Genomic DNA, 12,430 nt, shown 5'->3' with positions numbered 1-12,430 from the left:
CCGCAACACGCTGTTCCCATGCCGCAAATGCCCCCTATAGACCCGGAGAACGCGGGTGACGCTGCTGGACAGCTTTTCACTGTCAGCCAGCAGCTGTTCGGCGTCACACCGAACAACGTCAAGGTGATGGCGCAAAGCCCTGCCGCCCTGCGGGGGTATGTCGCCCTCACCGAAGCGCTGGGCGGCAGCGAGATGCCGGCGTTCGCACGTTCCGCTGTCGGGCTGCTGGTCGCCCAGGAGCACGGCTGTGACTACTGCCTTTCGGCGCACAGCTTCCTCGGCAGCCGCCTCGCGGGGATGACCGAGGACGAGCTCAGCGACGCCCGATTCGGCGCGGCCGACGATCCGAAATACGCGGCGATCCTGGCCTTTGCGGCGGCACTGATCCGCCGCCGCGGCGCAATCACCGACGACGAACTCTCCACAGCCCAGGCGGAACTGGCGCCTACCGAACTCGTCGACGTCATCGCTCACGTGGCGCTGGCGATCTTCGACAACTACCTCGTCCTGGCCGGACGAGTGGAGATCGACTGGCCGTTGGTCCGGCATACGGACCACGCCCACGACACAAAGGAAGCGGAATGACTATGCAAGACAGCACGATCGCGGTAGCGGGCGCCACCGGACGGCTCGGCCGTCACATCGTAGACGTGCTCACCGAGGCGGGGCACAAGGTCGTGGCGATGTCGCGGTCGACCGGAGTGGATGTGGTCACCGGTGCCGGACTCGCCGAAGCGTTCCACGGCGTGACCGCAGTGATCGACGCGTCGAGCACGCCGTCCTTCGAACAGCAGGCAGCTACCGACTTCTTCACCGCCTCGGCCCGCAACCTGCACGCGGCCGCGCAGGCGGCCGGAGTGCGGCGGATCGTGGCCGTGTCCATCATCGGCATCGACGGCTCCACCGCTGGATACAACGCCGCGAAGCTGGTGCACGAGCAGGCACTGCTGGCGGGCCCGGTGCCGACGCGAATTCTGCGGGCCGCGCAGTTCCACGAGCTCGTCGAACACATGATGCAGTGGGGCGCACAAGGTTCGGTGATCTACATCCCGAAGATGCGCACCCAACTGGTCTCCGCACGCGCGGTCGCCGAACAGCTGGCCGAATTCGCGACCGGCGCGTGGTCGGCGCACCGAGGAGGCCCGTTCCCGGAGATTGCCGGACCGCGCGCCGAAAACCTGGCCGAGATGGCCCGGCTCGTGAACGCGCGACGCCGGGACGACAGGCCGATCGAGGAGGTCAGCGATCCGGCCAACCCCGACCGCGACCTGTACGAGAGCGGCGCTCTGCTCCCCGGGCCGGATGCCGTCCTGTCCGGTCCGAGCTTCACCGACTGGCTCGACCAGCGGGCCCGCATCCACCACTGATTTCGAATTATCAACTCTCCGAGAGGAACACCTGACATGAACGCTCGCATGAAGAACCCCGCCATGGTCCTGCCTGACGCGATGAAGGGAATCAACACCCTCTACAAGGCCACTTATCAGGGCGGAGTTTCCGCCGAAATGCTGGAATTGGTTGCACTGCGGGTCAGCCAGATCAACGGGTGCAGCGCCTGTGTGCACTCACACCTGGCGGGCGGTCGTAAGGCGGGGGTCGGCGATGAGAAGCTGTTCGCCGTCGCGGCGTGGCGAGAATCCGCTGAGTTCAGTGCGGACGAGCGCGCGGCGCTGCTGCTGGCGGAGGTCGCCACCCGGATCGCCGACAAGTCCGAGGATGCCGTGCCGGACGCCGTGTGGGACGAGATCGCCGATCACTACGACGAAAACCAGCTCTCCGCAGTCATTCTCATGATTGCGCTGACCAACTTCTTCAATCGCCTCAACACGAGCATCAAGGAGCCCGCGGGCGCCAGCTGGGCCTGAGCGGGAATATTACGATGACTTCACCGAACTCGAGATCAGAGGCACTTTCCCGGATCCGGACCGCCGCGTACTGGGTGACGACGCTGCCGGTCGCCGCCGAGATGGTCAAAGGCGGCATGTGGGACCTGACCCGGGAGCCGTTCGCGGTCGAAACCTTCGATCAGTTGGGCTACCCCAGGTATTTCCTGACGATTCAAGGCATCTGCAAACTGCCCATGGCCGCAGTGCTGCTGGCCCCGGGAATGCCGCGGCTCAAGGAGTGGGCCTACGCCGGATCCCTTGCCGTCTATCTAGGCGGCGCGGCCTCGCACCTGGCGAATGGCAATCCACGCAAGTTCGCCATGCCCGCAACGGTTCTCGCCGGGTTCGCGGCCGCTTCATGGGCGCTGCGGCCGACGGCGCGCCGCGATCCGAGTCCCGACCCGATCGGGGCGACCTTGCGGATCGGGCGGGGCATCTTGCACGCCCTGCTCTCCGCACCGCCGCCGGAAGCGGCGCGTCCGTGAGTGCCGACCCCGTTGGCGCAACCGATCCATACCGTTCCATCAGGAGAAACCCGTGACCCTCGACATGACGACGATGTACGCCATGCACCACGCGCTGCGGCGCGAACTCGAATACATCGCCGAAATCGCCGATCGGATCGACGACGATCCGCGCAAGATCCTCGCTACCGCTGCTGGTTGGCAGATGTTCACCAAATCACTTCTGGTGCACCACACCGCCGAGGATGACGCGCTGTGGCCGGTGATGCGGCAGACGCTCGCCGAGCGACCCGACGAGTTGGCACTACTGGACGCCATGGAGGCCGAGCACGCCGTCATCGATCCGCTGCTCGAGCAGATCGACGCGACCTTCGCCGATCCCGACAGCGGCCCGGAACGCCTCGGCGGTCTGCTCGATGCCTTGGCGACCGGGTTGACCGGGCACCTGAAGCACGAGGAGGGCGAGGCATTGCCGCTGGTTCAGGCGGTCGTGACACCGGAGCAGTGGCAAGCGTTCGGTCAGTTGCACGGCAGTCGCATCGGTCCCGCTGCTCCGCAACTGATTCCGTGGCTGCTGGACGGTGCCGACGAGCAGACGGTTCAAGTGCTGCTCGCCCCGCTGCCGGAGCCGGTGCGTGCCGCGTACCGCGATCAGTGGCAGCCCGCGTATGCCGTGCTCGACCGGTGGAGTACGGGCACGGCGACTTCGTGAAGGCCGCAAGCCGCCCTCGGAGCCGGGCAATCAGGCCGAGGGCGGTGTGCGCGTCGGCGGTTCGAGGCTCACAGTGCCGACTCGGCAACCTGCGATTAAAGTACCGGACGGTATTGAGATGAGGGCATGTGCGAGCATGCCGGGTCTTTCCGGACCTGGCGGCGTCGACGGAAACCTGTGATCGATGAGGAGAACCGTCGGATGCGCACTCCTACCTATTGCGACGTCGAGGCGGCCGCCGAACGTATTGCCGGTGTAGTCCGGCCCTTGACCGTCGTGCCGATGGGCAGGCAATCGGATGACGAGCAGGCAGCCGGCTCCCTCCGAATGTCGACCCAGACGGGCGGCGCCGAAATTTTCCTGGGACTCGAGTTCCTGCAGCACACTGGGTCTTTCAAGGCTCGCGGCGCGGCCAACCTTATGGCGGGACTGATCGAAACCGGGACCATGCCTGATGCCGGTATCGTGTCCGCTACCGGCGCGAATGCCGATATCGGATTCGCTTGGGCGGCAAGGGTGTTCGACGTTCGGGCGACGGTGTTCCTGGCCGGTTCAACGCTTCGGGCCAAGGTAGCACGGCTGCGTGCGTTGGGCGCTGAGGTTCGATTGTCAGGCGAAACGCAGGACCACGCAAGGGAATCCGCCCACGAGTTTATGGTGAGCACCGGCGCGATCGACGCCTACACCTACGACGACAACCTAACCTCGGCTGGCGCGGGCACCATCCTGCTCGAATTCGTTGACGCGGTAGCTGGGTTGGACACAATCGTCCTCGCGGTTGGCGCGGGCGGCATGCTCTCCGGAATCGCCGCGGTCGCCGACCATTTCGGCATTCGAGTGGTCGGCACGGAACCCGATGGCAGCCGGGCGCTCAATGCCGCATTGGCTGCCGGCACGGTGCTCGACGTGGACGTGGATTCCATCGCGGCCGATTCTCTCGGCGCGCCAAGGGTTTCCGCTGCCGCGCTGGCCTGGGCCAAGGCCACAGACGTGCGTTCGGTGGTCGTCGACGACGAAGCGATCGTACGGGCGCGGCGGCAGCTGTGGGAGCGGCATCGACTCGTCGTCGAACACGGCTCGGCGACTGGCTTGGCGGCGCTGGCAACCCAGGCATACCAGCCACGCGACGGTGAACGAATCGGTGTCGTGCTGTGTGGAGCCAATACCGATCCCAGCGACCTCGTCGACTGAGCGATCCGTCGCGGGCTCCGGCCCGCGGTCCGAGCGCCCGCCTCCGTGTCTCGGCGAACGCGCTGTGGAAAGCTGGAGATGTGAACCGGTTCCATATCCCACTTCGCCGACAGTGATGCCGACGACCCCGTCATCACCGCCGCGGGCCACATCCAGCAGGGACGCACCCGCTGGGTCGACGGTATGGGCTCGGGGGCATACCTTGGGCCATCGAATTGTGTTCAGGCCCACCGCGCAGTGTGCTATCGCGCTCGGATCGGGTCGGCCTTCTTCCAGCCGTTGACCGACTGCACGGTAGTGGCGATGGTCGCGGGTTGGGCGGTTGGGTCGTAGGGGGTGAATTGCTCCAGGGAGCCCCAGTCTCGGGTCCAGTTGTGGGCGAGGTAGGTCGGGATGGTCTGGGATTTCAGGAGTAGACCGGTCCAGCCGAGGGGGCCGCCGCCGATATCGTCCTGCCAGGCATTGGAGGCGTCGGAGCCGACGCGGTCGGGCAGGATGCGCCAATTGGGGACCTCGGCGACGCCGTCGTGGTGGTCGAACGGGCGCTGGCAGGGGAAGGCCAGGCCGACGTGCCAGTCCAGCAGGACCGGAGCGGTTTCGCCGACAACGGAATTCAGCGTGGCCAGATGCGGCAGCCGGGGCGGGGTGACGGCCAGCCACTGCTTCTGGGTGATGTCGTTGTCGACCGCCACCAACCGGACCGCGTTCACTCCGGCGGGCAACTTGTCCAGTGGCACACGGAGATTGCGCCAGGACGGTGCGGGCCCGATGTCGAGCGGATCGACCGCACCGAGCTTTTGCACCTCGCCGTCCGCCCCGCGCACGCCGTACTCCAAGTGCAGCTCCTGTCCGTAGGTGAGCACACCGTCGGCATCGACCGAGCGGATCCGGCCCGCCGCGGTAATGGCGAGCACCTGGTAGGCCGGGTCATTGCGCATGCTGTCGGTCAGATCGAGCCGGTACCACTGCGAGGTGAGCTTGGCCTGCTGCTGATCGGCCCCGTCCTGGTAGCTGCCCATGATCGGGGTCCGCGCCGGGTCCAGGCCGAACGGCAATGCCACCGTGCTGCCGTTGATTCCGGCCTGCTGGGTGGTGCCGCCGCCGGTGCCTGCACCGGTTGTTTTGGTGGTCTTGTTCTTCGAATCCTTGTTCACCGAATTCGCACCGCCGGTGACGGTTTCCTCGGCATCGGCGGTGAGATCGGCGGCCACCCCGTTGGACGTGAATCCCTTCGATTCGGCGGACAATCCGTCGGCGGGGGAGCCGGCGTAGGGGAGCAGCAGCGAATTCGCCGTATCGGTCTCCACCAGCACCTCGTTGGCGAGCGCACAGGTATTGCCGCTCAGCGATTCGAGATTCGACTTGGCGATCGAGTACGCCGGGTACTGCGTGACCGCCGCCTTGGCCAGCGAGGCCACCTCGAACAGCACGAGCAGCGCCGCCGCGATCGTCAACGGCGCGGAGGCGTAACGCTCGAAACGGCGTGGCGCATCGGTCTTCTCGCGGTACGGCTCGCGATAGTGCAGCCACACCGCGACGAGCAGCGCCACCCCGCTGAGCCCGAGGAACAGTGTGGACAGGCCCTTACCCGCGACCAGCGGCGCCTTGTCCCACCACGGCACACCGTAACTGGATACGTACCACCAGCCATTGGATCCGGTGAAGGTGATCGCCAGCAGGAACAGCACGGCCGCCGCGAACAGCGCCCGGTTGCGTGGCGAGCGAATCCCATTGGTGCCCACCGCGACCGCCGCCAGCGCCGCAAGCGACCCGGCCAGCCCGGCGTAAACGCCGAAGTGGTGGGTCCATTTGGTCGGCGTGAACATCATCAGCAGCAGCGAGGCGAAGACGATGCCGAGAATCCGCACCGACGGCCCGCGCGATGTTCCCGGAATCCGTCCCTTGCGCAGCACCTGCAGCACGCAGACCAGCAGGCACAGCAGCATGATCAGCACGCCGAAGCGCCGCGCCAGCGATCCGTCCGGCGAGAGCATCAGCAGCGAATCCCACCGCGTCCGCTCGTCGAACCAGGCCACATTCGGTCCGACGAGGGTGCGCACCCGGGTCGCTTCCATTACCGTCGCGAGCGTCTGATCGGCGAAAACGACTACCAGCACGAGCGTTCCTGCGGCCAGGCCCGGTGCCAGCAACGCGGCATATCGGAAGAAGGTGGCCAGGCGTGAGGTGCTCCGATCCGTATGCACGTCGACGCGAGTCTGTCGTCCTGACTGTTCGGCACTCGGATTTCCCTGGTCCCCACCAGGATTCGCGGCATAGGCGGGCTCTCTTCCGACAGTGTCGGGTTCGTCGGCCGATCCTGCGGCAGCTGCCGCAGGTCCCTGCTTCGCGCTGGGCGCGGAATCCAGCAATGTGCCGGCCGCATCGCGCGCCCGCCGAATAATGATCTGCAGCACCGGCCGCGACCCCGCGATCAGCGCCGCCACACAGATCAGCCCTGTCGGACCGGCCGCCAGCGAGAACGCGGCGATCAGCACACCGACCGCGGCGGGCAGCAGCCGCCCGGTCGCAATGGCCCGCTCGATCGAGCACCAGGTCAGCAGCGCACCCGCGGCGATCAGCGGTTCGGGCCGCAGACCGTTGTCATAGGGCAGCCAGAACGCGAGGAAGACCAGACCGGCGGTCCACAGCGCCACCTTGTGCCTGCGGACTCGCGCGCCCAAGCGCGGCAGCACCTCTCGGCTGATCACCATCCAGCACACGATGCCGGCGGCCAGCGTCGGCAGCCGCATCCACGGGCTGGCATCGGAGACCTTGGTCATCCAGGCCAGCACCTCGTAGGACCAGCCGAACGGCGCCTCGGGCACCGCGAACCAACGGTAGTAGTTGGCCATGTATCCCGAATGCTCCGAGACGCGGGCCATATTCAGGATGTAGCCGTCGTCGGAGGTATTCGCGCCGATGAAATGCCACAGCACCAGGAGCCCGAGCACCGCCACATCGGCCAGGGTGAACCGCCACCAGTGCGCGGGCAGGAACCGGCGCGCGCGCCGACCATCGGCATTGTCGAGCAGGTGCAATGCGATCAGCGCGACGATCGTGCAGATCGCCGCGGCGATCATGGCACCGAGCTTCAGCGCAGACGGCGTCGAGGAGAAGCGGGAGTCGATATCGGCGTGCAGCTTCGCGCCATCGAGCTTTGCGGCATCCAGATCGGTGAAGACGCCGACCACCTGCGGGCGGATATCGCGGGTGATGGTGTTGCGGAAGGGCGTACCGTCCTGGCGCTTCGCACCGACGAATTCGACCGAGGTCGCGGCCGCCGTGGTGGTGATGGTGACGGACTCGCACCCGGCGATCTCCGCGACCGGTGCGGACAGCAGCGGTACATCACGCTGCAGCACCGCGAGCGTGCCGTCGGTGACCGAGACGATCAGTCCCTTGGCACTGGCCTGGCCCGAGGCGTGCGGAATGGTCGACAGCACCGTCCCCGACCCGGCCGCGGCCACCACCGAACACGGCAGCGTCGCATCCAACCGCAGCGGCACATACGAAACCAGGGGCGCCTCGACACTGGTACGGCCCGCCTGGGGCCAGTCGAGAGCGGCCTGATCCTGTTTCACCGGAAGCAACGGCGTCAACAGTGCCAGCACGAATCCGAGCAACCCGGAGACGAGGGCGATCAGGCGGTTTCGGGTGAACGCTGAAGAAGTTCGGTCCGGTCGCACGAGGCACCATGCTAGCCACCCGCATTGGTGACGCTCGCCACCGAGATCATCGCCGCTGCCTATCGCAGCGGCCGGACGTCCCAGAGCCACACGTCGTCGACCTGTCGCGGCGCGATGCCGAGCAGTTGCGTCACGGTCGTGCGCAGCACCTCGGAGTTCTTGGTGGCGGGCAGGACCATCACGTCGGCCTCCCAGAAGCGCAGGTCGTCGAGTGCCTGTGCGCGGGTGTCGTCGTCGATGGGCGGTACCACCCCGGTGTCCAGGGCGCCGACGAGCAGGGCGGTGGTCGGACGGAAGTCGGGTCCGTAGATGCCTTTCTTGTTCGCGCCGGTCGGGCCGACGAAGTAGCCGCCGGCGAGCGGGAAGTCGAAGTCGGCGTCGGCTTGCCAGCGCAATGCCTGCGCGTCGGGGGGACGCGGCGGCGGCACCATGACAACCGAGCCGCCACTCACGTACTTCTTTACCGTCCCGTCGGCGAAGAACTCCGGAGTCGGTGCGCGCTCGATCACCGGAAGGACGGTTGGGATAAGCGGAGCCAAGGCCAGGCCGAGCGCCGGGAACCAGGCCAGCGGCCGCCAATCGACCGGCGACTGCTTCCACCAGGTGACCGCCTGCTGGGTTGCCAACGCCAGCACCGCACCGATGGCCGGAATCGCGGCCATGGTCAGCCGGGTCTCCAGCACCGTGTTGAGCAGCGGGACCAATTCGGCCCAGCGCCACGGCAATTCGATCCCGGTCGACACCTTGCCGAACATGGCCGTCGCACCGAGTGACAGCACCCCGAAGACAACCATCACCGCGGTCGCCGCCCGGACCACCCGGTCGCGCCACAGCAGCGCCACCGTGACCAGCAGCAACAGCAGCAGTGGCCAGCCGAAATAGGCGTTCTGCTCGGTGTCGTTCATGGATACGTACTGGCCGGGCGCGAACATCCCGCCGAGCGATTCGGCGGGGAACTGCACGATGGCCTTCAGATCGTTGCCCATCGGCCCGTGGTCGATCGAGCGATAACTCTGCGGCCCGAAGAACTGCCACCACAGCGGAATTTCGGTGAGCATCAAGGTGATCCCCGCAGCCAATGCGATGGTCGGGGCGAGCGCACGCACTACTTGCCAGCCGGTGCGCGGTGTGTGCAGGTAGTACACGAGGCCGAAGAGTCCGAAGGCCAGTGCGAAGATCAGCAGCGGTTCCTCGCCGAGTGCGATCTGCAGCGCTACCAGGAAGCCGAGCGTGACGGCATCACGAACTCGCCTGCGTGGCTTGGTCGTCTCCGCACCCGACACACGTCGTGCGATGCGGATCAACAGCAGTGCGATGACCGGAAGCAGCGCCAGCAGCACGAAATTCGGGTGCGCATTGGCATGGGAGATCATCGCGGGCGCGAAACCGCAGAACAGTCCGCCGATCGCGGCGGCCAGCCGGGACTCCACCAATTCCCGGGAGAACAGCCAGTACCAGGCGAAGGCGGTGGAGGCGAGGCCGAGCGTGAGGACGAGCACGAAGGTGACGGTCGGTCCGAACAGCAGCGTGACCGGCGTCAACGGCACCCCGACCCCGAACATGGCCGTATTGGCCATCATGTTCACCCCGGCCGGGAAGTTCTGCAGATTGGTGCCGAGCGGGTTCTCCAGATGCGCCACCGAATGTGCGGTGACCGCGAAGAACCACTCCCACATGGTCTGGTCCTGACCGCTTTTGATCAGGTACCCGCTATGTGTGTTGCGCCACTGTCCGGACAGCACCGTGACGGCCAATGCGAGATAGCTCACCGAGGCGACCAGATCACTGCGATCGACCCGGATCCGTCTCCGCTTCGCGGTGCTGCGCTGCTCGGGTCTGGCCCCGCCAGCCGGTGTCGATCCGTTGGTGACGACGCCTACTGCTGGTGGTGCTTCGACCTGCAAAACAAACTTCTCCCGTAAGTGGTCAGATCAGCGATCCACCGTAACCGAATACCCTGTGAACCGCCTCCCCGGCGCCTTCAGGCCGGACTCGAGTGGCGCGACGCGACCGTTGGCGGCCGCCGGTCAGTGTCCGGCTGGGTCAGCAGTTCCCCACGAGTTACCCATGTCCTCGCGAAATCATGCGTCGAGCGAGCGCACCGGCCGCGCTGATGAGACGGGTGGGCGGCGTCAGCGATTGACGACGACCAAGGTGAAGGGGCCGATATTGGTCGTGGTGAAGTGCGGGTCCGCGAAGAGCTCTTTGGGGAAGCTCACGGTGTAGCGCTTCACATTGGGGTCGTTGGGGTAGACGTCCTTGGCCAGGCGCAGGGTGTAGGTGTCGCCGCTGCTGCGGAAGAGGAAGGCATCCGGTGCGCGCCACGGGGTCTTGCCGAGTGCGTCGGCCAGGGCGGCGGAGGAGTTCAGCTTGCTCCACGACTCGATGGTGGCGGCGCGGCCCGCGAAATCGGCCAGCGGGTTCGCATAGTGCGAGGTGAGCGCCTGGAAGCCGTAGTAGGGGTAGAAGGAAAGGAAGCTGGTGTCGGCGGTGAGGACCACCGAATCCGAGCGTGGACGGCCGGTCTGCGCGATCAGTGCCGCATCGATTTCGCGGTAGTACGATGCCGCACCCGGTGCGCGCTTGTCGGCGCGTTCGCCGTTGCCGTCGGTGTCGGTGTATGCGGTGGTGATCTCCGGCTTGAGCACCTGCGGGATGTCCTGGGTGAACGCGAGCGCACCGACGATGGCAACAACGACTACGGCGAACTTGAACCGCACCGGCTCATCGAGTGCCTGGTAGGCCGCCCGCGCGCCTTCGGCGAAGCCGAATGCACCGGCCGCTGCCAGCAGCACTTCGAGCACGGGCGTCAAGCGGAACGAGAGCAGGGTGGTACCCGCCGCGGTCGCCGTCATCGACAGCAGACACCACAGATAGATGGCCACCACGCCGATCCCGAGCGCCTGCGCCCGCCGCGACGACGCCGCCCGCAACACCAACCACGCCGTCCCGAGCAGGAAGAACGCCCCGGAAAGCGAGAATTCCGCCATCGGCAACGGCAATTGCGCCCCGCCCTCGGGCAGATAGTGGAACGCCGTCCCCGAACTCGGCATAGTCCCACCGAGCATCTTCAATACGAACGGCAGCCACACGACCAGCGCCACCAAACCTGCGATCGCCGCGATGACAACCAGCCGAACCAGCGGCTGCACCGCGGCCCGCCACACCGAACCCGACCCGCCCTCGCCGGTACTGAGCCCCGCTCGGTTCGCCGCCCGCTGTGCCCGCATCGCAAGCCCCGCCGATACAAGTCCCATCAGCCCGACCGCGAAGGCCGCCACCGCGAAATACAGCGTGTAGAACGACGCCGCCATCCCGAGGAACAGCCCTGCGCCGAGCACCGCTCCCCAACCCCCGGCAGTCGCGATGCTGCCATCCTTCACACCGTTGCCCGCTGTGACTCCGCCATCAGATGCGGTGACGCCATTCGATGCGGCGGTGTCACTTGATGTGCTTTTGTCGCCCGATGCGGTGGCGTCACTTGATGCGGCCGCGCCACTCGATGTGCTTTTGCCGCTCGATGCGGCGGCGCCACCTGACGCACCAGCGCCGCTCGATGCCACATCGCGAACAGCAGCGCCCGACAGCTCGAGCGGGCGATACAACGCACCCCACGCAAGAATCAACGCGGGCGGCAGCAGCAGCACGATGACCGCGCTGTAAGCCTCCGGCGAGGCATAAGCGATTGTGACGGCGGTCGTCGCCGCACAGACTCCGATCGCCCAGTCGGCGCGAATCAGCTTGGACCACAATACGAGTGCGATCACCGCGGCCACCGCGAGCGAACCGATGGCATACGGCTTGAACGCCTCCCAGCCGTCCATCCCGAGCACATTCGCCACTCGGCCGCCGATCCAGAACCAGCCGGCCGGATAGAACGGCGGCAGGTCGGCGTAGGTCATATCGTGCAGTGCCGCGCTGTCGGTGAGCCGCGTCAGATATTCGGTGCGGAACTCCTGGTCCACCGAGACGCCGAACAAGTACAGCTTGGTCGCCGCAAGCGGCATCCCCAATGTCACCGTGACGAACGTCGAAATCCCGACCCAGGACAGCACTTTCGCCACCCACGGCCACCGCCGCGCCCGCACCAGCCAGATCGCCGCCCCCAGCAGCGCCGCCGCGCCGACCTGCCCGACCGTGGTCAACGACCTGGTCACATTGGACGAGTTGAACGCCGGCCACTGCACCATCGAAAACGCCACCAGCCCAACGGCGGCAACGATCGCGGCCACTACGGCAGCCAGCAGCGCCTCGCCGATCCCGGAGCCGATGTGCCGGATCAGCAGCGCCCCACGGCCGCGCTCCGGTGCGGAGTGCTCGGCGCGTTCTGCCGTGACTGTGCTCAACGGAGTGCTCCTTCGACAATGCGACGGCTCGAGGTCGGCTCCGAACTTGCCACGCCGCCCGGCCGCTCGCACGGGCAGGGTGCCGAATGCCGCATCGACCGCTCCCGGCGAACCGCGCGGATGGCATCCACCGGAATGGCACAGT

9 protein-coding genes are annotated in these 12,430 nt (G+C 66.7%); 6 read left to right on the top strand and 3 right to left on the bottom strand.

Annotated features, from left to right (window positions below; genetic code table 11):
- Window positions 1–18 precede the first annotated feature (18 nt).
- From ACFYOW_RS40520 to ACFYOW_RS40495, 6 genes are all read left to right on the top strand, one after another.
- Entirely contained in the window at window positions 19–585 is a 567-nt protein-coding gene (locus ACFYOW_RS40520; RefSeq protein ID WP_387295823.1) for a carboxymuconolactone decarboxylase family protein, read from the top strand.
- Complete coding sequence (locus ACFYOW_RS40515; protein ID WP_387295822.1) at window positions 582–1,367, top strand: SDR family oxidoreductase; 786 nt, start codon at window positions 582–584, stop codon at window positions 1,365–1,367. Before ACFYOW_RS40520 ends, ACFYOW_RS40515 begins: the two co-directional genes overlap by 4 nt.
- A gap of 36 nt (window positions 1,368–1,403) precedes the next feature.
- Window positions 1,404–1,865: a carboxymuconolactone decarboxylase family protein gene (locus ACFYOW_RS40510; RefSeq protein ID WP_387295820.1), complete on the top strand. Its 462-nt coding sequence runs from the start codon at window positions 1,404–1,406 to the stop codon at window positions 1,863–1,865.
- A gap of 14 nt (window positions 1,866–1,879) precedes the next feature.
- A complete protein-coding gene (locus ACFYOW_RS40505) occupies window positions 1,880–2,371 on the top strand; it encodes a DoxX family protein (protein ID WP_364480132.1) in 492 nt (163 codons plus the stop codon).
- A gap of 52 nt (window positions 2,372–2,423) precedes the next feature.
- Window positions 2,424–3,062 carry a hemerythrin domain-containing protein gene (locus ACFYOW_RS40500; RefSeq protein ID WP_387295818.1) on the top strand — a complete coding sequence of 213 codons (639 nt, stop codon included), beginning with the start codon at window positions 2,424–2,426 and terminating at the stop codon, window positions 3,060–3,062.
- 201 nt (window positions 3,063–3,263) lie between these two features.
- Entirely contained in the window at window positions 3,264–4,253 is a 990-nt protein-coding gene (locus tag ACFYOW_RS40495) for a pyridoxal-phosphate dependent enzyme (protein WP_387295816.1), read from the top strand.
- Between the two features lie 242 nt (window positions 4,254–4,495).
- Here ACFYOW_RS40495 and ACFYOW_RS40490 read toward each other — a convergent pair whose 3' ends face one another.
- The 3 genes from ACFYOW_RS40490 to ACFYOW_RS40480 all read right to left on the bottom strand — a co-directional run bounded on the left by ACFYOW_RS40490 (window position 4,496) and on the right by ACFYOW_RS40480 (window position 12,225).
- Window positions 4,496–7,939 (bottom strand): arabinosyltransferase domain-containing protein, encoded by a 3,444-nt coding sequence (locus tag ACFYOW_RS40490; RefSeq protein ID WP_387295814.1) that lies wholly within the window; start codon window positions 7,937–7,939, stop codon window positions 4,496–4,498.
- Window positions 7,940–7,998: 59 nt separating this feature from the next.
- Complete coding sequence (locus ACFYOW_RS40485) at window positions 7,999–9,843, bottom strand: glycosyl transferase (RefSeq protein ID WP_387295812.1); 1,845 nt, start codon at window positions 9,841–9,843, stop codon at window positions 7,999–8,001.
- Between the two features lie 228 nt (window positions 9,844–10,071).
- The gene (locus ACFYOW_RS40480) at window positions 10,072–12,225 is read right to left on the bottom strand and encodes an arabinofuranosyltransferase (RefSeq protein ID WP_387295940.1); all 2,154 of its coding nucleotides are present in this window, start codon (window positions 12,223–12,225) and stop codon (window positions 10,072–10,074) included.
- Window positions 12,226–12,430 lie beyond the last annotated feature (205 nt).

Origin of the sequence: Nocardia sp. NPDC006982 (genome assembly GCF_042869435.1) — a bacterium.
GTDB lineage: Bacteria > Actinomycetota > Actinomycetes > Mycobacteriales > Mycobacteriaceae > Nocardia.
The sequence above is the reverse complement of the archived record's forward strand: the minus strand, read 5'-3'. Positions and strand labels throughout refer to the sequence as shown.